At 59.3% G+C, this 24366-nt stretch carries 18 protein-coding genes and 1 tRNA gene; 9 read left to right on the top strand and 10 right to left on the bottom strand.

Going from position 1 to position 24366, the window contains the following annotated elements; genetic code table 11:
* Position 1: 1 nt before the first annotated feature.
* From CLV89_RS11080 to CLV89_RS11065, 4 genes are all read right to left on the bottom strand, one after another.
* Positions 2–2695: a class I SAM-dependent DNA methyltransferase gene (locus CLV89_RS11080; protein WP_106163717.1), complete on the bottom strand. Its 2694-nt coding sequence runs from the start codon at positions 2693–2695 to the stop codon at positions 2–4.
* A gap of 850 nt (positions 2696–3545) precedes the next feature.
* Positions 3546–3619 (bottom strand) — tRNA-Gly (locus CLV89_RS11075).
* Positions 3620–3686: 67 nt separating this feature from the next.
* Positions 3687–5732, bottom strand: coding sequence for an ASKHA domain-containing protein (locus tag CLV89_RS11070; protein WP_106163716.1), 2046 nt, complete (start codon positions 5730–5732; stop codon positions 3687–3689).
* 122 nt (positions 5733–5854) lie between these two features.
* A complete protein-coding gene (locus CLV89_RS11065; protein ID WP_106163715.1) occupies positions 5855–7003 on the bottom strand; it encodes a CaiB/BaiF CoA transferase family protein in 1149 nt (382 codons plus the stop codon).
* A gap of 188 nt (positions 7004–7191) precedes the next feature.
* On the opposite strand from CLV89_RS11065, the gene guaB reads away from it, so the two are divergent.
* The 3 genes from guaB (at position 7192) to CLV89_RS11050 (ending at position 12273) form a co-directional block, all read left to right on the top strand.
* Complete coding sequence (gene guaB / locus CLV89_RS11060; RefSeq protein WP_106163714.1) at positions 7192–8640, top strand: IMP dehydrogenase; 1449 nt, start codon at positions 7192–7194, stop codon at positions 8638–8640.
* A 39-nt stretch (positions 8641–8679) separates the two neighbouring features.
* A complete protein-coding gene (locus tag CLV89_RS11055; RefSeq protein WP_106163713.1) occupies positions 8680–9855 on the top strand; it encodes an RsmB/NOP family class I SAM-dependent RNA methyltransferase in 1176 nt (391 codons plus the stop codon).
* 96 nt (positions 9856–9951) lie between these two features.
* Complete coding sequence (locus CLV89_RS11050; RefSeq protein ID WP_106163712.1) at positions 9952–12273, top strand: hybrid sensor histidine kinase/response regulator; 2322 nt, start codon at positions 9952–9954, stop codon at positions 12271–12273.
* Here the strand turns inward: CLV89_RS11050 and CLV89_RS11045 are convergent.
* Positions 12263–12859, bottom strand: coding sequence for a sulfotransferase family protein (locus CLV89_RS11045; RefSeq protein ID WP_106163711.1), 597 nt, complete (start codon positions 12857–12859; stop codon positions 12263–12265). The two genes, CLV89_RS11050 and CLV89_RS11045, sit on opposite strands and share 11 nt — an antisense overlap.
* A gap of 195 nt (positions 12860–13054) precedes the next feature.
* Here CLV89_RS11045 and recA point away from each other — a divergent pair, with 195 nt between their 5' ends.
* From recA to CLV89_RS11015, 6 genes are all read left to right on the top strand, one after another.
* On the top strand, positions 13055–14131 hold the full coding sequence (recA, locus tag CLV89_RS11040; RefSeq protein ID WP_106163710.1) for a recombinase RecA: 1077 nt from the start codon (positions 13055–13057) through the stop codon (positions 14129–14131).
* 114 nt (positions 14132–14245) lie between these two features.
* The gene (locus tag CLV89_RS11035) at positions 14246–15127 is read left to right on the top strand and encodes a bifunctional helix-turn-helix transcriptional regulator/GNAT family N-acetyltransferase (RefSeq protein ID WP_243394986.1); all 882 of its coding nucleotides are present in this window, start codon (positions 14246–14248) and stop codon (positions 15125–15127) included.
* Between the two features lie 74 nt (positions 15128–15201).
* Positions 15202–15747 (top strand): MOSC domain-containing protein, encoded by a 546-nt coding sequence (locus CLV89_RS11030; RefSeq protein WP_106163709.1) that lies wholly within the window; start codon positions 15202–15204, stop codon positions 15745–15747.
* Between the two features lie 121 nt (positions 15748–15868).
* Complete coding sequence (gene alaS, locus CLV89_RS11025) at positions 15869–18520, top strand: alanine--tRNA ligase (protein WP_106163743.1); 2652 nt, start codon at positions 15869–15871, stop codon at positions 18518–18520.
* A gap of 5 nt (positions 18521–18525) precedes the next feature.
* Positions 18526–18813 (top strand): DUF1330 domain-containing protein, encoded by a 288-nt coding sequence (locus tag CLV89_RS11020; RefSeq protein WP_106163708.1) that lies wholly within the window; start codon positions 18526–18528, stop codon positions 18811–18813.
* A gap of 119 nt (positions 18814–18932) precedes the next feature.
* Positions 18933–19709 carry a class II glutamine amidotransferase gene (locus CLV89_RS11015; RefSeq protein ID WP_106163707.1) on the top strand — a complete coding sequence of 259 codons (777 nt, stop codon included), beginning with the start codon at positions 18933–18935 and terminating at the stop codon, positions 19707–19709.
* 57 nt (positions 19710–19766) lie between these two features.
* Here the strand turns inward: CLV89_RS11015 and typA are convergent, their stop codons facing one another.
* The 5 genes from typA to CLV89_RS10990 form a co-directional block, all read right to left on the bottom strand.
* A complete protein-coding gene (gene typA, locus CLV89_RS11010) occupies positions 19767–21587 on the bottom strand; it encodes a translational GTPase TypA (RefSeq protein WP_106163706.1) in 1821 nt (606 codons plus the stop codon).
* Positions 21588–21713: 126 nt separating this feature from the next.
* A complete protein-coding gene (locus CLV89_RS11005) occupies positions 21714–22043 on the bottom strand; it encodes a DMT family transporter (protein ID WP_106163705.1) in 330 nt (109 codons plus the stop codon).
* Between the two features lie 106 nt (positions 22044–22149).
* Positions 22150–23316 (bottom strand): HD domain-containing protein, encoded by a 1167-nt coding sequence (locus CLV89_RS11000; protein ID WP_106163704.1) that lies wholly within the window; start codon positions 23314–23316, stop codon positions 22150–22152.
* Positions 23313–23561, bottom strand: a complete 249-nt coding sequence (locus CLV89_RS10995; protein WP_106163703.1) for a hypothetical protein — start codon at positions 23559–23561, stop codon at positions 23313–23315. Before CLV89_RS10995 ends, CLV89_RS11000 begins: the two co-directional genes overlap by 4 nt.
* Entirely contained in the window at positions 23561–24214 is a 654-nt protein-coding gene (locus tag CLV89_RS10990) for an alpha/beta hydrolase (protein WP_106163702.1), read from the bottom strand. Before CLV89_RS10990 ends, CLV89_RS10995 begins: the two co-directional genes overlap by 1 nt.
* Between the last annotated feature and the right edge of the window lie 152 nt (positions 24215–24366).

Here is a 24366-nt window from a genome sequence, read left to right as displayed (position 1 = left end):
GTCAGGCCCTCTTTTTCTTTGGCGCGGCCTCCAGCGATTTCACCTTGGCGGCATAGAGCTTGAAGAGCTTCTCCAGCCGCTCGGTGTCATTGCGGAAGGGGCGGCCGATATACATGCTTTCCAGAAGCTCGTCGTTTTCCCGATGGACGGCGCGCAGGTCGTCAGGCATCTTGTCGGGGTCATAGAGCTCGGCAATCGTGGCGGGGTAATGGGAATAACGGCAGCGCAAGATCTTGCGGGCCGAGTCCGAAAGCGCCTCCAGCTGATCCTCGGTGAACTTCGGCACCGGGAAGGTGTTCCAGCCCAGGGTGTTGGAGTAGCGGAAGTCGGATTTCAGCTTTCCGCAAACCGTGGCGATCCAGACAAGATGCAGGCGTGAAGCGATCAGCGCGATGCACCATTCGGGACCGTCGTAAAGAACGTGATTGTTATCTGAAGACACGATCCTTCCTGATACTCGGTCGACAGGCAAATAATCCCGGCGCTCGGAGCTTGTCCGGGGCACAAGCATCATGTGGCTCACAGGGGCATTGTGCTCACGAAACTGATGTGGGCGGGCCGCCAGGCGTTTCGTGCCCGCATCCGTGCTCTTTGATCGATCATCCGCTACGCGTCGAATGCGCTCTGCAATCGCGGGGATGCTTTTCGCACGCTCGAGATCGTCATCATCAATCCACAGACAGTATCGGTCGAGTCCCTTGATTACTTCTTGTGACCCAACGAATTTGAAGATGAACGGCTCAGCATTCGGTTCATTTTGCAAAAGTTCTTCGCGCTCGTTTGGCGACAGGATCAAGTGGCCAAAATCGTATGGGAAGTTCCCAGGGCCCATCGCGGAGAGCCCAAAAATTGAACGGCGAGTACTTTCAATAAAAACCGTCGGCCCATCGAGCAAATATGCGTTAATATGTGAGCATTCTTTACGATGTTCTCGGTCAAACAAGTTCCGTACCTGCCCACAGTTGGTACTAAGGCCAACAATCACGCATTCAACCGCTGCATTTTTGGCGGCATTGTTCCGCCACTTGAAGGGGCGATGTGCGAACGCGATCTCAATAGGCTGAGTAAGAATGACACTCCACAGAGGTTCGACGGCTGCTCCCTGAACAGTTGAGCTGGTAGTAATCAATGAGGATTTCGAACGCCCATTTCTCACGTACCGCGATGCCAAGAACATCCATGCAGCGCTGAAATCAAGTCGCCCAGAGTTCGACAGGTGCCCATCGAAAACCGAGTTGAAGTCGTCTCTCTGTTCCTTGGTGCGATAGGTGGTTCCGACAAATGGCGGATTGCCTGCAATAAACACCTCCTCGCCTTCCCCGGGGGGCGGACAGACCTCCTCCCAGTCGATGCGCAGGGAGTTCCCGGTGCGGATATGCGCCGCATCTTTCAGCGGCAGCGCTGCTGGGCGGCGGCCAAAGACCTCGGCAAAGCTGGCATTCGCCTGATACTCGGCAATGAACAGCGCCAGCTTCGCGGTTTCGGCGGCAAAATCCGCGATTTCGATCCCGTAGAAGTGGCTGATCGGGATGGCCGAGAACATGGCCAGCGAGCCGGGGCCGTTCAGCTCTTCCATCCGGCGCAGGATGCGCGTTTCGCGCGCCCGCAGTTCGCGGTAGGACACGACAAGGAAGTTGCCCGATCCGCAGGCCGGGTCGAACACGCGGATGCGCGACATCCGGTCCAGCACCTGTTGCAGCCCCTTGGCGCGGTCCCATGCCTTGTGGATCTCGGCATCGAGGTCATCAAGAAACAGTGGCCCGATCACCTTCATGATGTTCGGCACCGAGGTGTAGTGCATCCCCAGTTCCGAGCGCTGCTTTGGGTCCGCGACCGACTGGATCATCGAGCCGAAAATGTCGGGGTTGATCTCGCGCCAGTTCAGGTCGCAAGCTTCGCGCAGATAGCGGAAGGCCACGGCATCAAAGCGCGGCGCGTCGATGGTGCCCGCAAAGAGACCGCCGTTGACGTATTCCAGCTCGCCCGTCCAGGCGGGCAGGCCCTCGCGTTTGGCCTTGGGCCGGTTCATCGCCTGGAAGGCCGCGATGATGGTTTCGCGCGCTTCCTCGCCCTTGTCGCCCGCATGGGTGAACAACAGGCGCGAGAACTGGTTGTCGGGGAAGATGCCAACGTCCTCGGCGAACATACAGAAGATCAGCCGCATCATCAGCTGGTTCATCTCGTGCCGACGTTCGTCGCTGCCCCAATCGGGGTTGGCCCTTGTCAGCGCGTCATAAAGCCGGGCCAGCTTGCCGGTCGCCTTGACGTCGACAGGGTTTTCCTCGACCGCGCGGTAACGCTCCTTGCCCGCAGCGGGCAGGAAGAAGCCGAAGTTGTCGCCTAGCTCGTCAAAGCGGCAGTGGAGCGTATCGCCCGAGGCCAGGTGCTCTGCCGAGATCATCTTGCCATCCGTCGTGATCAGGATCGCGGGCTTCGAGGTCTTGGTCTTTTTCGAGCTGCGCAGATGGTCCAGCGTGACATCGGTCATGCCCGTCAACGCGGGGGCGTAGTGGAATTTCTTGCCGAACAGCACACCGCCGGGAAGGTCAGACTTGTTGGTCGACCCGCTCCGCAACTTGGAGACGGCCGCCTTGGCGCCATCGGTGGCAGCGGCAAAGGCGAAGGGGAATTCGGTTGCGTCAAACGGTTCGGTGGCAATCTGCGCCAATGCGTCATAAATTTCAGTAGGGTTCATTAAATGCCTCACGATCTTCATCCTATGGGTAAGAGACCTCTCACTTTGAATCCACCGAAAATGCTCTCGAGGAGTAATATGAAACGTCAACGCTCCTGCCTTTAGTTCAACGTCAACTTTACGAGATCTAGTGCGCGCACCAGTGCCAGATTGATCGTTCGTTATCTGCGCATTGCCGCCGTTGATGGGCTGTGCAGCATTGATATTCCCGCAACAAGGGCTGTGGATGCTCACCGTTATTCTGCGGCAACACGCGGGGAATAGAGCGGCTCTCTGATTTGGCTATAGTTCGAGCCTTGAGGTAATGCGCGTTCCCTGTATGTTCAAAAGCATATGTGGACAATGAGACGATGCATAATTGGCGGCACCTGGGAGCCTGACGATTGGGTCATTCGATACCGAGGAAAAGATGTTGGGCGTATCAGGTTTGAAGAACACACCTTCAACGGTGCCCTACCTTGGACTTGGGCGACATGGTGTCTGCCTGCTACACATGGGCGTGTGAACACGATGGAAGAGGCGCGCGAAATGGTGCGGTCTGAAGTGCTTCGCACAATCCAATCAGATTCGAGATAGACTTGGCCAGCAGAGCGATATTGAAACAAAGGCCCCGCCATAGTGCAGGGCCTTTTCGCTTCTGGTCATGATTTTCCTGGGTCGATGCAAGAAAGCGATGTCTTCTCTAGGTCGCCACTGCACGGATACCTTCGGGAATTACTTCGGGACTCAGCCTCCCGAAGCTTCCATTTTGTTCCTTATTTTTCCCATTCCAACGCCACGAAGCATGCCGTTCTTAAGTGAGGTTCGGCACGTAAGTGTCTCATCTTGCGGGATTATATGTAGGATCATTTGGAGCGGGTAGCGGGAATCGAACCCGCGCGTTCAGCTTGGGAAGCTGACAGGCTACCATTACATCATACCCGCGCTCTTGATGCAGAGCTTTATGCGGCGGCGCTGAGGTCGTCAAGAGCGCCGCCGCTGATTTCTGCGGTCAGCCCCGTCGCCGTCGACGCCGGCCACCTGATCCATCTCCGTCACCACCACCGACATTAAAGCTGACGTCCGGAAGGGTCAGCAGCGTGCCAAGGATCGGGAACGGGTCGGAGGAGTTCGGTATTGCTGACGCGTTGACAAAATGTTCCTGGAAACGGGGTTCTACGGCGGTTTCGATCTTTTCGATCTGATGGACCGTCGCCTCGATGTCAGCACGTGCAGTGGTGTTGAGCAGGGCAATACGTGCCCCGGTTCCGGCGGCGTTGCCAGCGCTTGTGACCTTGTCCAGCTGACAGTCGGGGATCATCCCGAGGACCATTGCGTGTTTGGCGGAGATATGTGCGCCAAAGGCACCGGCCAGTACCACACGATCAACCGTGTCGACGCCGATCTTGTCCATCAGCAAACGGGCGCCGGAGTAAAGCGCGGCCTTGGCCATCTGAATGGCACGGATGTCAGGGTTGGTGACGGTGATGCGTGGCCCGCCATCCGCGCTGCCGTCCCAGAGCAGGTAGGCGTTGGTGCGCCCCTCAGGCACGCAGCGGGCGCTTCCGGTTTGCGCGGCGGACCCGATCAGGCCGGTTGCATCCAGCAAACCAGCGATCCGCATCTCTGCGATCACCTCAATGATGCCGGAGCCACAAATACCGGAAATTCCGGTACTTGCGATACTTTCTTCAAACCCATCCTCATCAGACCAGAGCTCCGACCCAATGACGCGAAAACGCGGCTCCTTGGTCTCGGGGTTGATTTCAACATGCTCGATCGCGCCGGGTGCAGCGCGTTGTCCCGAGGAAATCTGAGCACCCTCGAAGGCAGGCCCGGTCGGAGAAGAGCAAGCCAGGACTTTTTCCTTGTTCCCCAATAGGATCTCGGCGTTTGTTCCAACGTCGACGATGAGCACCAGATCCTCTGCTTTGTCCGGCGCCTCGGACAAAGCCACCGCCGCGGCATCGGCGCCAACATGGCCCGCAATGCAGGGCAGAAGATAGATCCTGGCCGCAGGGTGTAGTTTCAGATCCAGATCGCTGGCTTCCAGTGCAAGTGCGTTTGACGTTGCCAGCGCAAAGGGGGCCTGACCTAGCTCGAACGGATCGATGCCGAGGAAGAGGTGGTGCATGACCGGGTTGCAGACGAACACCGCATCCATGATCAGCGATTGGTCGATCTGCGCCTCTTCCGCAATCTGCGCGAACAATGCGTTCATGCCCTCGCGCACGATACGGGTCATTTCCAGATCGCCGCCCTTGTTCATCATGGCATAGGACACGCGGCTCATCAGATCTTCGCCAAAGCGGATTTGCGGGTTCATGATGCCGGAGGAAGCCAGAACTTCACCGCTTTTGAGGTCACACAAATGCGCCGCGATCGTGGTAGAGCCAAGATCCACCGCAAGCCCATATACAGTGCCCTCATAATAGCCGGGCCAGACATGCATGATACGGGGCGGTTGGCTTTCATTGCCCAGATGCACTGCAACCGTGACTTTCCAAGCGCCTTTGCGCAATGCCGGTTGCAACTGTCGCAGAATGTGAAGGTCGGTCTTTACGCCTTTGACATCCCACTGGTTTTCCAGTGCCTCACACAGCCGTTCCAGATCACCGGAAGGCTTGTGCATGTCCGGCTCTTCTACTTCCACATAGAACATGCGGATGGACGGGTTCATCACGATATCCCGGACCTCGGCCCGTTTGCGCACCACCTGTTTGTGAACCTGGCTTTCCGGTGGCACGTCGATCACAACGTTCTTTTCGATCTTGGCCTGGCAGCCCAGGCGACGCCCGTCGATCAGCCCGCGTTTGTCCTGGTAGCGCTGTTCGACCTTGTTCCATTCTGACAGCGCGTCATCGGCGACCGTGACGCCATGTTTGGAGAACTCGCCATAGGACGGGGTGATCTGGCATTTCGAGCATATCCCCCGACCGCCGCAGACCGAGTCTAGATCGACCCCGAGCTGACGTGCCGCGGTAAGCACCGGTGTGCCGACAGGAAAACGGCCGCGCTTACCGGATGGTGTAAACACAACGAGGGGATCGTCTGACATGCCTCAAACCCTTATGTTCCGCAATTTAAGCGAAGCATAGGCCAGTTATTGCAAAGCGAAAGGCAATCACCGTCATATTTTGGCTCATGGGCGGCATGTTCGGAGGAAATTCCAAACTCATGTCAGCCTTGGGCCAACCAATCCAGTATCTCCTGCCGGTGCTCGTCGAGTGTCGGGGCAGGGCCGCGTGTGGTTGGGTCCGCCAATGTACTCATTTTGATAGGGTTTCCTGCAGCGACATAAGCTGGATGCCCAGCGCGGTCGAGGACATCGACGACCATGTTGCGCGCCAATATCTGCGGATCCTGCAATACCTCGGCGACGTTCTGGATCGGTCCGGTGGGAATGCCCGCTTCGGTGAGCAGCTCGATCCAGTGGCGCATGTTCTGGCCCAGTGTAACAGCCTCGATTAATCGCTTGAGAAGGCGAGCATTTTCGCATCTTGCTTGATTGGTTTCAAAACGCGGATCTGCTGCCAGCGGCAACTGTAGTGCTTCACAGAGACGCGCAAAAAGGACGTCGTTGCCAGCGGCGATGACGAATAACCCATCCTCTGCGTGAAACGTCTCAAACGGTGTGATCGACGGATGCCGTGCGCCACAGGGGCGCGGCGCTTCACCGGTCACGGAGGTGAGGGCGATCGCGTGTTCCAGCATGGCGAGCTGACAGTCGAGCATGGCGATGTCGATCTTTTGCCCCGTGTCAGTCTGCTGGCGTTGCAAGAGCGCGGCAAGGACACCCTGTGCGAGAAACATGCCTGCCGCGATATCTCCGATGGAGGCGCCGACGCGCACGGGTTCCCGATCCCGCTCGCCCGTGATCGACATGACGCCGCCGCGCGCCTGCACCACCATGTCATACGCTGGGCGCTGGCTGTCAGGGCCGCTGTGGCCAAACCCGGAGACGGCCCCGTAGATCAGCTTCGGATACCTCAGGCTTAAATCTGTCCAGCCGTAACCAAGCCGCTCCATAACGCCAGGGCGATAGTTCTCCAGTATGATATCAGATCGAGATAAAAGGCCTTCGAAAACAGTACGATCTTCGACATCTTTCAGGTCAAGCGCGATGCTTTCCTTGCCGTGATTGATGGTGGCAAAATACGCGCTTGCGCCATCTTTGAACGGCGGGAAGCTTCGTGTGTCGTCTCCGGTGCCCGGGCGCTCGACCTTGATGACACGCGCGCCGAGGTCGGCCAGCGTCATAGAGGCATATGGACCAGCGAGCACATGCGTCAGATCGAGGATCGTTATTCCATCAAGAGGGCCGGTCATGTTGTTCTCCAGGCGTTTGTTTTCACTTTCTGGCTATAGGGTAGGATTGCAACAGCTCTTTGACCTCGGTCAGAAAAACCCCAACTACTGCGCCGCGATGCGGCGAAAAACGATCAGCGCCTCTTTCCCATGTTGATGAACTGTGCCATAGGGTCACCGCCAAACGGTGTTATGCATGGGGAAGACAGATGCAGATTCGTGAGGCCCTTACCTTTGACGATGTTTTGCTGGTTCCGGCCGCATCCAGTGTCCTGCCAAATATGGCGGATACACGCACGCGGGTGACCCGCTCAATCTCGCTGAATATTCCACTTCTGAGTTCCGCGATGGATACGGTGACAGAGTCGCGTATGGCCATTTCGATGGCGCAGTCCGGCGGCATGGGCGTGATCCACAAAAACCTGGATGTGGAAGAGCAGGCACAACAGGTGCGTCGCGTGAAGCGGTTCGAAAGCGGTATCGTCTACAACCCCATCACGTTGCAGGCAAATCAGACCCTGGCCGACGCCAAGGCGTTGCAGGAGCGGTATCGCGTGACGGGGTTCCCGGTGGTGGACGACAGCGGCCGTGTCGTCGGGATCGTGACCAATCGCGACATGCGTTTCGCGTCCGATGACAATACGCCGGTCTCGGTTATGATGACCTCGGACAATCTGGCGATGCTGCGCGAACCCGCGGAGCGCGAAGAAGCCAAGTCCCTTATGAAAGCGCGCCGGATCGAAAAGCTGCTGGTGACCGATCAGGACGGAAAGCTCACCGGGTTGCTGACCCTCAAAGATACCGAACAGGCGGTTCTGAACCCTACGGCGTGCAAGGATGACCTTGGTCGCCTGCGCGTGGCGGCAGCCAGCTCGGTCGGCGATAGCGGGTTCGAACGCTCCGAGGCGCTGATTGACGCTGGCGTTGACGTGGTGGTTGTGGATACGGCCCATGGTCACTCCGAAGGTGTGATCGAAGCCGTGAAGCGGATCAAAGCGCTGTCGAGCAGCGTTCAGGTCATCGCGGGCAATGTCGCGACCGCGGCTGCAACCAAGGCCCTGATTGATGCCGGAGCGGATGCGGTGAAGGTCGGTATTGGCCCAGGCTCCATTTGTACCACCCGCATGGTTGCAGGTGTGGGTGTTCCGCAGCTGACGGCTGTCATGGATTGTGCCGCGGCGGCAGGCGAGACCCCGGTGATTGCCGACGGTGGCATCAAGTTCTCCGGTGATTTTGCCAAGGCAATTGCCGCTGGTGCATCCTGTGCCATGGTTGGTTCCATGATTGCCGGGACTGACGAAAGCCCGGGCGAAGTCATCCTCTATCAAGGGCGCTCGTTCAAATCCTATCGCGGCATGGGCTCCATGGGGGCCATGGCGCGTGGATCTGCGGATCGCTATTTCCAAAAGGATGCCGCCAGCGACAAACTGGTTCCCGAGGGCATCGAGGGTCAGGTTCCCTACAAAGGGTCTGCAGGCGCGGTGATCCACCAGCTCGTCGGCGGTTTGCGTGCCGCCATGGGGTATACTGGTTGTGCAACCGTTGATGACATGCGCAAGAACTGTGAATTCGTCCGCATCACCGGTGCGGGCCTCAAGGAGAGCCATGTTCATGACGTCCAGATCACCCGTGAATCGCCCAACTACCGGATCGGCTAAGGCTGACGCGGTGCGCGTTGAAATCCTGCGGGGGCGCATATGACCCCCGGGGCCCGCGTGCAGGCGGCGACAGAAATCCTTGACGAGATCCTCGCCGGTCAGGCTGCGGAGAAGGCTCTGACAAATTGGGGCCGGCGCAGTCGCTACGCGGGCTCCAAGGACCGTTTGGCGGTCCGTGATCATGTTTTTCAGGCGCTGCGTTGTCAGCGCTCCCATGCTGCTTTGGGCGGTGCTCTGACGGGGCGTGGTCTGATGATCGGTGCGTTGCGGGCGGAGGGGCTGGATCCCGCGGACCTCTTCCACGGAGAAGGTCATGCGCCAAAGCCGCTTGATGAGGCAGAGCAGGCCAGTCCGCGTGCGTTTGAAAGCGTCGCCGAGGAAAATGACCTGCAGGAATGGCTATGGCCGCTGTTTGAACGCAGTCTTGGCGATCAGGCGCTGGAGGCCGCGCAGGCCTTGCGGTCACGTGCGCCGGTGCATCTGCGTGTGAACCTGCGCAAGGGAGATCGTGACGCCGCGATCAAGCGTCTGGCAGAGGGCGGTATCATCGCCGAGCCGCAGGCGGTGTCCCCGAGTGCCTTGACTGTGACCGACGGTGCGCGGCGCGTTAAGAATTCCGAAAGCTACCTGCAAGGCTTTGTAGAATTGCAAGACGCCGCAAGTCAGGCGGTCGTGGATACCTTGCCATTGCATGACGGACAGCGGGTTCTGGATTTCTGTGCGGGTGGCGGTGGCAAGGCCTTGGCCATGGCCGGGCGCGTGGACGCGCAGATTTATGCTCACGATGCGGACCCACGCCGGATGAAGGACGTACCCGAGCGCGCAGAACGCGCGGGTGTTTCACTTCCCTGCCTGGCAACAGAAGAGCTGGCACAGTTCGCGCCGTTCGATCTGGTTCTCTGTGATGCCCCTTGCAGTGGGTCCGGGTCCTGGCGTCGTGATCCCGAAGGGAAATGGCGCCTGACACAGGACGCACTCGACCACGTCGTTGCGGTGCAGGGTGATATTCTGGATGCCGCAGCTCCATTGGTGGCAGCCGGAGGCGTGCTCGCATTTGCCACCTGTTCAATGTTGGATGTGGAAAACGGAAATCAAACCCGGGCGTTTCGGGACCGGCATCCGGAGTGGGAACACTTGAGCGAACACGCATGGCATGTTCATACTGGTACCGACGGCTTTTACGTCTCGATGTTCCGGAGACCCGGAAAGCATTAAACTATTGGAAAGTTTTGTCGTTCCTCACTGAGATTAACTCCGCCTTAACCATGATTGGCACGATAGTGCGGCACGAAGACTGTTAACGGAGCCGAAATGATCGGTCGCGCGACTTCAATTGTACCAAACCTGAAGGTAGAGACACCCGAACAAGCCCGCCTCGTTGCGACGTTTGTTCTGTCGCTGCTGTTTGTTGTTCTGCCTTGGATTCTGCCGCTTCCCGATTGGATCGGACGTGCGCTTGTCGCGGTTGGGCTGACGTTGGGTGGTGTCGCCGCACTCATCTTCGTGCAGACACGTATGCGGCAAGGGGCCCGCGCGATGGCGAGCGAGCTGTTGTCGGGCTTCATCGACAAGGACGCCTCGCCCAGCTTTGTCACGGATGATGAGGGTCTTATCCACGCCTGCAACACCGCAGCGATGAAGCGGTTTGAGGGCACGGAGAGCGAGACAATCTCAGGCACGCTTCGGTCCGTCCTTGCCAACCCCTCGGCGGTTTTGTTCCGCCTGCAGAGCCGGGCCAAGCTCGAAGGATCGGGGCGCGAGGATATCGTGACACGGCGGGGGCACCTGCGCCTGTCCGTGCACGAAATGGCCAATGGTAGTTTCCTGTGGCGCGTTGAGGATCTGGGCGAACGTCCCGCCGGGCGCACTGCGGATACCAATCCGGTGCCGATGATCTCTGTCGGGCGCACAGGTGCGGTGCTGTTCATGAATGAGGCGGCGCGCAGCCTGATCGGGGAGCGCGTCAAGTCCACCGAACGCCTGTTTACATCGCTGCCGGTGATCCCGGGGCGCCTCAATACGATCATGACCAAGTCCGGCGCGGTTGAGGTGCTCGTCAGCGAACACGGGCGCGGGCAGGGGCGCAGTGAGCTTTACTTCATGAAAGCCGCTGTGGAGGACAGTGGGCCGCACACCGGTTTTGAGAGCCTGCCGGTGCCGCTGCTGAAAGTGCGTCCCGGCGGCGAGGTCCTTTCGGTGAACCGCATGGCGATGCGGCTTCTGGGGATCGAACAGGCCGAAGGCGTACAGCTGGGGCAGCTGATGGAAGGTCTCGGCCGGCCGATGAATGATTGGCTGCAGGAAACCGCAAAGGGGTTGGCTCCGCACAAGTCCGAATTCTTGCGGGTGTCGCGCGATGACAAGGAAGTTTTTGTTCAGGTGACGCTCACCCGGGTCATTGAGGAGGGCGAACCCCTTCTGATGGCGGTTCTGAATGATGCGACGGAACTGAAAACACTGGAAGCACAATTTGCGCAGAGCCAGAAAATGCAGGCTATTGGCCAGCTTGCAGGTGGTGTGGCGCATGACTTCAACAATCTGCTGACGGCAATTTCGGGTCATTGCGATCTGCTACTGCTGCGTCACGACCAAGGCGATCAGGACTATGGTGATCTGATCCAGATCCACGAGAACGCCAATCGCGCCGCCGCGCTGGTGAGCCAGCTTCTGGCCTTCTCACGCAAGCAAACCCTGCAGCCCGAAGTGCTGGATGTGCGCGAAACCCTCTCGGACCTGACGCATCTGCTGAATCGACTGGTGGGCGAAAAGGTCTCTCTGACGCTCAGTCACGATCCGGTCATGCGCTCCATCCGCGCCGACAAACGGCAGTTGGAGCAGGTGCTGATGAACCTCGTGGTGAACGCGCGCGATGCGATGCCGCAGGGGGGCGAAATCCGTGTGGAAACCGAGGTGGTTGTGCTCGATACGGCACTGGAACGGGATCGCGCGGTGGTGCCGCCTGGCGAGTGGGTGACCATTCAGGTCAGCGACGAGGGCACGGGGATTTCACCGGACAAGCTGCAAAAGGTGTTCGAGCCGTTCTACACCACCAAGCGCACCGGAGAGGGCACTGGCCTTGGTCTTTCGACCGCCTATGGCATCATAAAGCAGACCGGCGGGTTTATCTTTGTGGACTCGACGTTGAACCAAGGCACCAAGTTCATGCTGTATTTCCCGGTGTTCCGCAGCGATGCGGCCAGCGAGGACAGCGAGCCGGAAGTGAGCATCAAGACCAAGGTCGCAGCCGCCCAGCATGGCGAGGGCGTGGTGCTTCTGGTGGAAGATGAGGCGCCGGTCCGTGCCTTTGCCTCTCGCGCGCTGCGCATGCGGGGGTACACGGTGCTTGAGGCCGAGTCTGCCGAAGAGGCGCTGGACACGCTTGAAGACCCGAATCTCAGCGTCGATGTCTTTGTCACCGATGTGATCATGCCGGGCATGGATGGCCCCACCTGGGTGCGCAAGGCGCTACATGAACGCCCTGGAACCAAGGTGGTGTTTGTGTCCGGCTACTCCGAAGGGGCCTTTGGCGATGCGGAACCGGACGTTCCCAATTCCGTGTTCCTGGCCAAGCCATTCTCGCTTAGCCAACTGACCGAAACGGTCCAGTCCCAACTGGGCGAAATCACGGGTTGATTGAGGCATAGAGCGCAAATTCCTCCGGGTGTTTGCGCTCCAGCTTCTTTCGCGTTGCCGACCGTAGGGTCAAGTCACCGGCGGGGCTGACATTCTCTGATCTGGTTTCATAATCCACCCCCGTACGATCCCGCAGGAAGGCATGAAACGGGGCGAGTGTCTCATATGCAAACAGATGGCTGACGCGGCAGCCATTCGGCTGTGCTTCAAGGAACTTCGCCTGGCTGCCCACCTCTGCATGCGCTGGCCGCTTGCCGCGACAATAGTCATCGACAAACCTGTCAAAGCTGATCTCGCGGGTCGATGTCGGTCGCCCGTTCAGATGCGGCCGCTGTCGGAATCGGTACCAACTGCCAAGCCAGTCGACCGGCTCGCGCATGATGGCCACCACCTCCAACTCGGCACCACATACCTTTTCAAACATCGGGCGCACCCAACGATTGTAGCGATAGAGCGGTGAATGCTTCAGCTCCGGCGGGTCTGAAATCACCATGTCTGCGTGCGGTCGAAGGGCGGATTGCAACGCTGTTGAGCCGGTTTTGGGCACCGACAAGAGCACAAGCTTGGCTCCGTAAAAGACCATCATGACGTTAAAGTCCCGGCAATAATTCAAACTGCTCTCAAGTTGTAAACCAATCTTTAACCGCGTTGCCAGTCCCGTGGAGAGACGTGAATTTGTCTTGTAATGTTCTCGTTTTGACCCCATAAGGAACAAGAGGAGAACAAAGCAGTGATTGTCGTCCGCCTCCGGGTGTGACACATAGAGAAGGATACGGGTACTATGGCGGATCTATTGACCATGAAGGACGACAAGAAGAGCGGCGACAAGCAGAAAGCCTTGGACAGCGCGCTCGCCCAAATCGAACGGCAGTTCGGCAAGGGCTCGATCATGAAACTCGGCGACGGCACGGCTCTGCAGGAGATCGAGGCCAGTTCGACCGGCTCTCTGGGGCTGGATATCGCGCTTGGCATTGGTGGCCTGCCGATGGGTCGGATCATCGAGATCTACGGCCCGGAAAGCTCGGGCAAGACCACGCTCACGCTGCATTGCATTGCCGAGCAGCAGAAAAAGGGCGGTGTCTGCGCCTTTGTGGACGCGGAACACGCGCTGGATCCGCAATATGCTCGCAAACTGGGTGTAGATCTGGATGAGTTGCTGATCTCACAGCCCGACACCGGTGAGCAGGCGTTGGAGATTACCGATACGCTGGTACGCTCCGGCGCGGTTAATATGGTGGTCGTCGACTCGGTGGCCGCGCTGACCCCGAAGTCCGAGCTTGAGGGCGACATGGGCGATAGCAGCGTCGGCGTGCAGGCCCGTCTGATGAGCCAGGCAATGCGCAAGCTTACCGGCTCCATCAGTCGCTCCAGATGCATGGTGATCTTCATCAACCAGATCCGCATGAAAATCGGCGTGATGTTCGGCTCGCCCGAAACCACCACCGGCGGCAATGCGCTGAAGTTCTACTCCTCCGTGCGCCTCGATATTCGTCGCATCGGTTCGATCAAGGATCGCGACGAGGTGGTTGGCAATGCGACCCGCGTGAAGGTGGTGAAAAACAAGGTGGCACCGCCGTTCAAGCAGGTCGAATTCGATATCATGTATGGCGAGGGCATCTCCAAGATGGGCGAGCTGTTGGATCTTGGCGTTGCTGCCGGTGTGGTAAATAAATCCGGCGCGTGGTTCTCTTATGGAGATGAGCGGATCGGACAGGGGCGCGAAAACGCCAAGCAGTATCTGCGCGATCACAAGCGTATAACGCTGGAGATTGAGGATAAAATCCGTGGCGCACACGGTTTGGATTTCGATATGCCTCCGGGTGGCGGTGAAGACGATGATGTCTTGGCGTCGGACTGAGTAGCGTCACAAGCTTGAGATTGAAAACCGGCCTGTTATTGGCCGGTTTTTTCTTGCGATGAATAGTTACCTGACATAAGTCAGATAACTATTCTGACTAAGGATTCCTATAGTATGATCTCTGAAAGTGAAATCCGCCGTCTTCGTCGCTTCAACCGGGTGGTCACATCTGAATTGGGGGCGATGGATCAATCGTTTCTCGGACGGGGGCGACCTCTTGGTCTGGCCCGGGTGTTGCAGGCGATCGGGCAAGGCAAAGAGGAACTCCGCGATCTGAGATCGTATCTCGGGCTGGATTCGGGGCTGCTAAGCCGGCATTTGCGCGTGCTTGAGGCCGAGAAGCTCGTGGTCGCGGCACCTTCACAAACCCAGGATGCGCGACAGAAGCGTGTCACGCTGACGGATGCGGGACATAGGGAGTTCGACGCCTATGAGGCACTTTCGGATCAGCACGCACAGGAGCTTCTAGGCCGCAGTCGGAAACGAAAGGAGCTTCTGGCGGCGATCGATCTGATCAGCGCCACATTCGGGTCCAGACAGCCACGGATCCGCCGCGCTGCGCCGACAGAGCCGGACGTGACCTATGCTATGGGGGAATATACCAGCGAGCTGTCTGACCGCTTTGGTCGCAGTTTTGCTGTGCCCGAGATGAGTGAAGCAGAGAGACAGGACTTCTTGCCGCCGCGGGGCGTGTTCCTGTTGGCAGTTCAGGACAACATGGCCATCGCCAGTGGGGGCTTGCGCCCCATTGACCAGTACTGTGCGGAGGTCAAACGGGTCTGGGTCAATCCCGCCTGGCGCGGGCAGGGTGTGTCACGAGACATGATGCGATCCCTAGAGGACGAGGCGCGGGAGCTGGGCTACGCCAGCGTGCGGCTCGACACCAGTCGGCATTTGCAAGAGGCGGTTTCCCTCTATCATGCGCTCGGCTATCGGGAAATCGCCCGATATAACGATAACCCGGATGCCGACCATTTCTTTGAAAAGATGCTCTGAAGTGTTTTGCGTAGACATAGCTTCTGATCCTGTGTCAGCACTGTATGCATTGCAGCTTTGCATATGGAGGCATCATGGTCCCGACGCTTGAACAGTTGATAGCGGCGACGCCTGAAGTGCAGGCCGCGGCCAAAGACCGGGCAGAGATTACGATGCTCTGCCTGCGTCCCGGCTACAACCAACGGCGCTTTGTGGATGCGGTTGATGTGACGCCAGAGCAGGGCATTCCCGGAGAGCGTTGGGGCACACGTCCATGGTTGACGCGGCAAGACGGATCCGGTCATCCGGGTATCCAGATTTGCATCCTGTCAAAGCGGGTTCTGGATCTCGTTTGGATCGAACGCGAAAACACACCGCACCCAGGCGATACCTTCGTCGTGGATATGGATTTGTCCGAAGGCAACCTGCCGCCGGGGCAGCTGTTACAGGCCGGCAGTGCGGTACTGAAGGTTTCCGACATATTCAATGATGGCTGCGTGAAGTGGCAGGCACGATATGGGGCTGACGCGCGTGCCTGGGTCAATCGCCCCGAATTTCGGACGGCCCGTTTGCGGGGTATCCTGTGTTCGGTAGAGCAGGGCGGTCGCATCGCCAACGGGGATGTTTTGATCAAAACCTGAGACGACAAAGCCCTTTTGAAAAAGCGATTGGAGCACGTTTGCTTTGGGCGGTGGACAGCCCTGCATGGGCGCGATACACCGCTTTGGACTGTTCCAATCACATCTAGAGAGCCGCGTTGACATGCCCAGCTTGAACGACATCCGGTCGACCTTCCTGAACTATTTTGCCAAGCAGGGCCATGAGGTTGTGGATTCCAGCCCGCTGGTGCCGCGCAACGATCCCACGCTGATGTTCACTAACTCCGGCATGGTGCAGTTCAAGAACTGCTTCACCGGGGTGGACAAACGCGATTATGTGCGCGCGACCTCGGCGCAGAAATGTGTCCGCGCTGGCGGCAAGCACAATGACCTCGACAATGTCGGCTATACCGCGCGCCACCACACCTTCTTTGAAATGCTGGGGAATTTCTCCTTTGGCGATTATTTCAAACCCGAGGCGATCCCCTTCGCCTGGGAGCTGATTACCGGCGAATTCGACATCCCGAAGGACAAGCTCTACGCCACCGTCTATCACACCGATGACGAGGCGTTCGAGATTTGGAAAAAGGTCGGCGTGCCCGAGGATCGCATCATCCGTATCGCCACCTCTGACAACTTCTGGCAGATGGGCGATACCGGTCCCTGCGGTCCCTGTACCGAGATTTTCTACGATCACGGCGATCATATTTGGGGCGGCCCTCCGGGCTCTGCGGAAGAGGACGGCGACCGGTTCATCGAGATCTGGAACCTCGTGTTCATGCAGAATGAACGGTTTGCGGATGGCTCCATGGTCGATCTCGACATGCAGTCGATCGACACCGGCATGGGGCTGGAGCGCATCGCAGCGCTGCTGCAGGGCACCCATGACAACTACGAGACCGATCTGTTCAAATACCTGATCGAGGCCTCTGCCACTGCGACCAACAGTGAGCCCTTTGGCGATCAGAACGTTCATCATCGCGTCATCGCCGACCACCTGCGCTCCTGTTCCTTCCTGATTGCCGAGGGGGTCTTGCCCTCGAACGAAGGTCGTGGCTACGTGCTGCGTCGCATCATGCGTCGCGCCATGCGTCATGCCTCCTTGCTGGGCGCGTCCGATCCGGTGATGCACAAGTTGGTGCCCGCGTTGGTCAGCCAGATGGGTGCCGCCTATCCTGAGCTGGGTCAGGGTCAAGCCCTGATCGAGGAGACGTTTGAGCAGGAAGAAACCCGCTTCCTCAAGACCTTGGACCGCGGACTTAAACTTCTGGACGATGCATCCGGTGATCTCGACCAAGGCGACATCCTGCCCGGCGAGACGGCGTTCAAGCTCTACGACACATTTGGGTTCCCGCTGGACCTGACCCAGGACGCCCTGCGCGCCAAGGGGGTCGAGGTCGACACCGACGGCTTTGACGCCGCGATGAAGGCGCAGAAAGAGCAGTCCCGCGCCGGTGGCATCGGCCTTGGTGACGCGGCAGATGTGAAGGTCTATTTTGATATCGTTGATACTGAGGGAACCACCGAGTTCCTCGGCTATGAAACCGAAAAAGCCGAAGGCCAGATCGTTGCGCTGGTGCGTGATGGCGGCAAGCTCGACAAGGCCGTGAAGGGCGACAGCGTTCAGATCGTTCTGAACCAGACGCCATTTTACGGCGAAAGCGGTGGTCAGGTGGGCGACAGCGGCGTGCTGACCGTCGAAGGTGGTGCGGCGCGCATTACCGACACCAAGAAAGTCGAAGGCCTGTTCCTGCATATCGCGGAGATCACCGAGGGCGAGATTGCCGTTGGCGAAGGTGCCGCGATGGAAGTGGACCACACGCGCCGTGGCCAGATCCGTGCCAACCACTCTGCCACCCACCTGCTGCACGAAGCCCTGCGCAATGCGCTTGGCGACCATGTGGCGCAGAAGGGCTCGCTCAATGCTGCCGACCGCCTGCGGTTCGATTTCAGCCACAACAAGGCCGTGAGCGCTGAGGACTTGTCGAAGATCTCTACGGAAGTGAATGATTTCATTCGTCAAAACTCAACCGTCAGCACCCGCATCATGACCCCTGATGACGCGCGCGCGCTTGGGGCGCAGGCGCTGTTTGGCGAGAAATACGGCGAAGAGGTGCGCGTGGTCTCGATGGGCAAGGCGGCCACCGGCAAGGGGCAGGATGGCGACACCTACTCCATCGAACTCTGCGGCGGCACGCATGTGAAGCAGACCGGTGACATCGGCACCTTCGTGATCCTTGGTGACAGTGCGTCCTCTGCGGGCGTGCGCCGGATCGAGGCGCTGACCGGCGCTGCAGCCTATCGCTACCTCGAGCAGGAAGCCAACCGCATGGCGGAAGTGGCCGGGGTGATGAAGGCGCAGCCTGCGGACGTCATGGACCGCCTCAAGGCGATGATGGATGAGCGGCGCGCACTGCAGAACGAAATTGCAAACCTGAAGCAGCAGATCGCCATGGGCGGCGGCGCGGATGGCGGCGCGGAGACCAAGGAGATTGGCGGAAAGACCTTCCTCGGTCAGGCGCTGCAGGGGGTGTCCGGCAAGGATCTGCGCGGGTTGATTGATGCGCATAAGCAGAAGATCGGCTCTGGTGTGATCCTGCTGATTGCCGAGGACGACGGCAAGGTCGCCGTGGCGGCGGGCGTGACAGATGATCTGACCGGCCAGGTGTCCGCCGTGGACGTCCTGAAAGCGGCCGTTCCGGCTGTTGGCGGCAAGGGCGGCGGTGGCCGACCGGACATGGCGCAGGGCGGCGGCAAGGACTTCGCCGGTGCCGAGGCAGCTATCAAGGCAGCCGAAACTCTTTTGGAAGGATAACAACCATGCCCGCACTTTGGATTGCACATGTGACCGTGACCGACGCCGAGGCCTACGGCAAATATGCCGAACTGGCCGGCCCGGCGATTGCCAAGCACGGCGGCGAATTCATCGCCCGTGGTGGTCGTTTTGTTCAGCTGGAAGGCAAGGAACGCCCTCGCAATGTGGTGGCGAAATTCGCCAGCGTGGATGCGGCGGTCGACTGCTACAACAGCCCGGAATATCAGGAAGCGCTGAGCCATGCGCGCGACGCCTCCGAGCGGGAGCTGATGGTGGTGGAAACCGACGCCTGAGCACAGAAAACTGTGCAAAGCGGAAGATTGGGCTGCGCGTTTCGCGTGGCCCTTTTTTGTGCTTAACAGCGCCTCGACGTCGGGCACTCAGGGTGCGTAGACGAGACGAGGAGAACATCATGTGTCGTTGGGCCGCCTATATCGGCACCCCTGTCCATCTGGACGAAGTTGTGAGCAAGCCGGAGCAATCCTTGGTGGCGCAGTCGGTGCATGCCTTTGAATGCAAGACCCAGACCAATGCCGACGGGTTTGGTATCGCCTGGTATGACAGCCGCGAGGAGCCGGGGCTGTATCGCGACACGCATCCGGCCTGGTCCGATCCCAACCTGCGGTCGATCACCCATCAGGTACGCTCTGGGCTGTTTCTGGCGCATGTGCGCGCCTCCACCGGCACGGCAACCAGCCGCAACAATTGCCACCCGTTCACCCATGGCTGCTGGTCCTTCATGCACAACGGTCAGGTTGGCGGGTTCGAGAATTTTCGCCGTCGCGCCGACATGATGATCCCGGATGACCTCTACGCGGCCCGCAAGGGCGCCACCGACAGCGAGGCGTTGTTCCTGATCGCGATCTCGGAAGGGTTGTTCGAGGATCCAAAGGGCGCGATGGAGCGCGCGGTGGGCAAGATGGAAGCCCTCAGTCGCGAGTTCGGCCATACACCGCATATGCGCATCGGCGCGGCCTTCAGCTGTGGTCCGGCGCTCTATGCGGTGCGATATGCCTCCGACCATCTGGCGCCGACGGTGTACAGCAGCCGGACCGCCGATGGCACCGGACGTCTGGTGGTGTCGGAACCGCTGCACAAGGGCGAATGCTGGGAGGCGGTGCCCGCGGGATCCATCTGTCGCTACACGGCGGATGAGGTCGTGATCCAGGATTTTGTTCCGCAAACCTGAGGCAACTTGCACAAATGAAAAGGCCCGGTCTTGGTTGACCGGGCCTTTTTGCATTTATCAGTTGTTGGACTTTGCCATCCGCTTGCGCTCATGCGGGTCGAGGTAGCGTTTGCGCAGACGCACGGAGGTTGGGGTGACTTCCACCAGCTCGTCGTCGTTGATGTAGGCGATGGCCTCTTCCAGCGACAGCGTGATCGGGGTGGTCAATCGGACCGCATCGTCGGTGCCGGAGGCCCGCACGTTGGTCAGCTTCTTGCCCTTCAGCGGGTTCACTTCCAGGTCGTTCTCACGGCTGTGTTCGCCGATGATCATGCCCTGGTAGATGTCGGCCTGGGCACCGATGAACATCTTGCCGCGCTCTTCGAGGTTCCACAGGGCGTAGGCGACGGACTGGCCGTTCTCCATGGAGATCAGAACGCCAGCGCGACGGCCCGGGATCGAGCCCTTGTGCGCGGTCCAGCCGTGGAACACGCGGTTCAGCACGCCGGTGCCGCGGGTGTCGGTCAGGAACTCGCCGTGATAGCCGATCAAACCGCGCGACGGCACATGGGCAATGATGCGAGTTTTGCCGGCGCCTGCGGGTTTCATTTCAACCAGCTCACCCTTGCGGTTGCCGGTCAGTTTTTCGATCACAACGCCGGAGTATTCGTCATCCACGTCGATGGTGGCTTCCTCGACGGGCTCCATGCGCTGGCCGTTTTCCTCGGTGAACAGCACCTGCGGACGGGAGATCGACAGCTCGAACCCTTCGCGGCGCATGTTCTCGATCAGAACGCCCATCTGCAGTTCGCCACGACCGGCAACCTCGAAGGCTTCGCCGCCGGGGGTGTCGGTGACCTGGATGGCCACGTTCAGCTCTGCCTCTTTCATGAGGCGATCCCGGATCACGCGCGATTGGACCTTCTTGCCGTCGCGACCAGCCAGCGGGCTGTCGTTGATGCCGAAGGTCACGGTGATGGTGGGCGGATCGATCGGCTGGGCGGGCAGGGCCTCGGTCACCGAAGTGTCCACCAGCGAGTCAGCCACGGTTGCCTTGGCCATGCCGGCGACGGTGACGATGTCACCGGCCTCGGCCAGGTCGATCGGCTGTTGGGACAGGCCGCGGAAGGCCAGGATCTTGGTGGCGCGGAAGTTCTCGATCAGCTCGCCATCACGGGTCAGCGCCTTGAGGCTCTCGCCAACCTTGAGCGTGCCGCTTTCGACGCGACCGGTCAGGATGCGGCCCATGAACGGGTCGGCGCCGAGGGTGGTCGCCAGCATGCGGAACGGCTCTTCCTTATGTGCGATCTGCTTGGGTGCGGGGACGTGCTTTACAACCAGATCGAACAGCGCGGAGAGATCCTCTCGCGGGCCGTCCAGCTCCATGTCGGCCCAGCCGGAGCGGCCAGAGGCATACATGGCGGGGAAGTCGAGTTGGTCGTCATCTGCGCCAAGGTTGGCAAACAGGTCGAAACATTCGTCCAGCGCGCGATCGGGTTCCGCGTCGGGCTTGTCGACCTTGTTCAGCACCACGATCGGACGCAGGCCGAGGGCCAGCGCCTTGGAGGTGACGAATTTGGTTTGCGGCATCGGACCTTCTGCCGCATCCACCAGCAGCACAACACCGTCTACCATCGACAGAATACGTTCAACTTCGCCGCCAAAGTCGGCGTGGCCGGGGGTGTCGACGATGTTGATGCGGGTGCCGTTCCATTCAACCGAGGTGGCTTTCGCCAGAATGGTGATACCGCGTTCGCGTTCCAGATCGTTGGAATCCATGGCACGTTCTGCCACGGCTTGGTTTTCGCGGAACGCGCCGGATTGTTTCAGTAGCTCATCGACCAGGGTTGTTTTACCATGGTCGACGTGCGCGATGATCGCAATATTGCGCAGGTCCATGAGTCATGCCTTTAATTGGGGTTGCGGCGCGCATACCGTGATAAAGCCCGAATGGCTAGTGCAAAAGCAGGACAGGCCGGCAACTGTCGCTGCGCTGCCGCATCAGGAGGGAGCCCTGAGCGTGGGTCAGTGGCTTGAGCTGGACGAAAACAGGTGGATCACCAGAATGCCCGCGATGATCATCACCATGCCGGCGATTGCAGGCAGATCAATGCGTTGACCAAATACGATAAACCCGATGGCGGCGATCAGCACGATGCCAAGCCCCGACCAGATCGCATATACAATGCCCACCGGCATGTATTTCAGGGTCAGGCTCATCAGAAAGAAAGATGCAGCATAGGCGACCACGACGATCACGGATGGCAACAGCCGGGTGAATTGCTGGCTGGCCTGAAGCGCGGTTGTTCCGATGGTTTCGGCCAGCACAGCGGCCATCAGGTAGAGATAATGCATGTGGTGTCCTTTTGACGAACCTGCCGCCAAGCCTGAGGTGGGGCGACATGCTCGTCAAATCTCGTCATCCGGCATTATGCAAGGGGGGAAATGCAGGATCTTCGGTTCAGAGCCTGCCGTGTTCCGTGAACCAGGGCAGCAGACGCGCGCGCACATGATCCCAGACCTTCGGCGCGCCCCGAGCGACCTTTGCACCGACGCGGGCGTCGATCTGGGGCAGGGTGACGTCATACTCGATCCAGCTGCCGCCGCCTGTGGCAATGTTCAGCAGCACCGGCTGCACCCTGTCGATGGATTTGGCGTAGATCGCATCCGGGCTCTGCGAAGCCTCGAACTCCTGCCAGATCTTCAGATACTGATCGCCCTGCGCTTCTGGCAGCAATCCAAAGAGGCGCTGCGCCGCGGCCAGTTCTTCGGCCTCGATACGGGCCAAGGTGTCGGCATCAAGCTTTGAGTGGATCGGCACATCGCCCGCGTCGATCTCCACCAGGTCGTGCAGCAGGAGCATGGTCAGGACACGGTGCGCCTGGATGTCGGTTGCGCTGTGATCTGCCAAGACCCACCCGTAGAGCATGATGTGCCAGCTGTGTTCGGCGGAGTTCTCAAACCGGGTGCCCGCCGCAATGCGCGAGGCGCGCAGGATCGTCTTGAGGCGATCGGCCTCGGACAGAAACGCGAGGCGGGCCGCAAAGGCTTCGTCTTCAATTTCCTGCCCGGCGAGAAGCGTATTTGCCGCGCTAAAGGCTTCGGGAAAGCGGTCTTTCAGGGTTGTAGCGCGCCCGGTGGTGAGGTTTTCTTTCACAACGCGCATGTGATCTACGGGAGGCGACACGGCGCAAAGCGTTTGAAAGATTGGTTGGCAGTAGTCCAATGCTTTTGCAAAGCGCGCATCAACCGTTTCAGCCGCTTCAAACTCTTGCCACAAGGCCTGCAATGCCTGTCCCTGCACATCTGGCAGCAGGCCAAAGATCCTCTTCTGGGCACGATCCTCGGCCTCTGCAACCGCGGTCCAGTTCGTGGGCTCGTCAATTGGGTGATCCCCAACATCGATTTCCACGATGTCGTGCAGGAGCAGCATCTGGATGACACGTGGTATCGACACGCCTGGGGGCGCATAGGGCGCAAAAACCAGCGCATAGAGCGCCAGATGCCAGGAATGCTCAGCCGAGTTCTCCGGGCGACTGCCGTCCAGCAGCAAAGTCTGGCGATCCACCTGGCGCAGCCTTTCGATTTCAGAGAGGAACTCGAATTGCTGCTGCAGGTCGCTGGTCATAGAAGTTTTTTTGCCTTTGCTTCGAGGGCTGCCTTGGCAGTCTCGAGCTTTGAATTGATAAAATCGCGCGCTTTGCGCTCCGCCAACCGAATACGAACTTCGGTCAGAAATGCTTCTTCCAGCGATTGGGAGGCCGCCCCCAAAACCTGGGCGACCTCCATATACATCCGGTCCTCGCCCAACGCATCCTGGACCTTGAGGGTGTCCTCCGCCAGCTTTGCAGCCAGTGTGTCCAGGGTCGACATTAGCGCGTGTTCTCGGTCAGGCGCTGCTTCACATAGTCCGACACGTTGCCGATCATGGTGTCCAGATGCGGTTCCTGGAAGAAGTGGTCAGCACCTTCGATCTCATTATGGGTGACGGTGATCCCCTTCTGCTCGTGCAGTTTGTTCACAAGGTTGACTGTGTCCGCGGGCGGAGCCACGCGATCCGCAGAGCCATTGATGATCAAGCCGGATGACGGGCAGGGCGCAAGGAAGGAGAAATCATACATGTTGGCTGGCGGGGCAACCGAGATGAAGCCGGTGATTTCCGGACGACGCATCAACAGTTGCATGCCAATCCAGGCGCCAAAGGAGAAGCCCGCAACCCAGCAATGCTTGGAGTTGTTGTTCATGGACTGCAGGTAATCGAGTGCGGAGGCCGCGTCGGACAGTTCGCCCACGCCCTGATCGTACTCACCTTGCGACCGTCCGACACCACGGAAATTGAACCGCAGCACGGTAAAGCCCATGTTGTAGAACGCATAATGGAGGTTATAGACCACCTTATTGTTCATGGTCCCGCCAAATTGCGGATGGGGATGCAACACGATCGCGATCGGCGCGTCCTTTTCCTTTTGCGGGTGATAACGGCCTTCCAGGCGTCCTTCGGGTCCGGGGAAAATGACCTCAGGCATGGGTGGGTGGATCCTACTCTGCTTTTTTTGGCGAGGGGCCGGGGACAAATACTTGACGAATTTTCTCTGGCACCTTAGAACTATTCTAAAGAGGCGCAGGTGAAGACCGGCACCTTGTCAAGCTGAGATACGCATTGACAGGGGTATCGTCA

Source organism: Tritonibacter scottomollicae, assembly GCF_003003215.1.
Lineage (GTDB): Bacteria > Pseudomonadota > Alphaproteobacteria > Rhodobacterales > Rhodobacteraceae > Epibacterium > Epibacterium scottomollicae.
This window is presented reverse-complemented; position numbering and strand designations above follow the sequence as displayed.

What these genes read in the sequence shown, in the direction of transcription:
- guaB (WP_106163714.1), top strand. Translation starts at nt 7,192, where the DNA reads ATGCAGATTCGTGAGGCCCTTACCTTTGACGATGTTTTGCTGGTTCCG.
- typA (WP_106163706.1), bottom strand. Translation starts at nt 21,587, where the DNA reads ATGGACCTGCGCAATATTGCGATCATCGCGCACGTCGACCATGGTAAA.
- CLV89_RS11080 (WP_106163717.1), bottom strand. Translation starts at nt 2,695, where the DNA reads ATGAACCCTACTGAAATTTATGACGCATTGGCGCAGATTGCCACCGAA.
- CLV89_RS10990 (WP_106163702.1), bottom strand. Translation starts at nt 24,214, where the DNA reads ATGCCTGAGGTCATTTTCCCCGGACCCGAAGGACGCCTGGAAGGCCGT.
- recA (WP_106163710.1), top strand. Translation starts at nt 13,055, where the DNA reads ATGGCGGATCTATTGACCATGAAGGACGACAAGAAGAGCGGCGACAAG.
- CLV89_RS11005 (WP_106163705.1), bottom strand. Translation starts at nt 22,043, where the DNA reads ATGCATTATCTCTACCTGATGGCCGCTGTGCTGGCCGAAACCATCGGA.
- CLV89_RS11045 (WP_106163711.1), bottom strand. Translation starts at nt 12,859, where the DNA reads ATGATGGTCTTTTACGGAGCCAAGCTTGTGCTCTTGTCGGTGCCCAAA.
- CLV89_RS11055 (WP_106163713.1), top strand. Translation starts at nt 8,680, where the DNA reads ATGACCCCCGGGGCCCGCGTGCAGGCGGCGACAGAAATCCTTGACGAG.
- CLV89_RS11065 (WP_106163715.1), bottom strand. Translation starts at nt 7,003, where the DNA reads ATGACCGGCCCTCTTGATGGAATAACGATCCTCGATCTGACGCATGTG.
- alaS (WP_106163743.1), top strand. Translation starts at nt 15,869, where the DNA reads ATGCCCAGCTTGAACGACATCCGGTCGACCTTCCTGAACTATTTTGCC.
- CLV89_RS11015 (WP_106163707.1), top strand. Translation starts at nt 18,933, where the DNA reads ATGTGTCGTTGGGCCGCCTATATCGGCACCCCTGTCCATCTGGACGAA.
- CLV89_RS10995 (WP_106163703.1), bottom strand. Translation starts at nt 23,561, where the DNA reads ATGTCGACCCTGGACACACTGGCTGCAAAGCTGGCGGAGGACACCCTC.
- CLV89_RS11030 (WP_106163709.1), top strand. Translation starts at nt 15,202, where the DNA reads ATGGTCCCGACGCTTGAACAGTTGATAGCGGCGACGCCTGAAGTGCAG.
- CLV89_RS11050 (WP_106163712.1), top strand. Translation starts at nt 9,952, where the DNA reads ATGATCGGTCGCGCGACTTCAATTGTACCAAACCTGAAGGTAGAGACA.
- CLV89_RS11000 (WP_106163704.1), bottom strand. Translation starts at nt 23,316, where the DNA reads ATGACCAGCGACCTGCAGCAGCAATTCGAGTTCCTCTCTGAAATCGAA.
- CLV89_RS11035 (WP_243394986.1), top strand. Translation starts at nt 14,246, where the DNA reads ATGATCTCTGAAAGTGAAATCCGCCGTCTTCGTCGCTTCAACCGGGTG.
- CLV89_RS11020 (WP_106163708.1), top strand. Translation starts at nt 18,526, where the DNA reads ATGCCCGCACTTTGGATTGCACATGTGACCGTGACCGACGCCGAGGCC.
- CLV89_RS11070 (WP_106163716.1), bottom strand. Translation starts at nt 5,732, where the DNA reads ATGTCAGACGATCCCCTCGTTGTGTTTACACCATCCGGTAAGCGCGGC.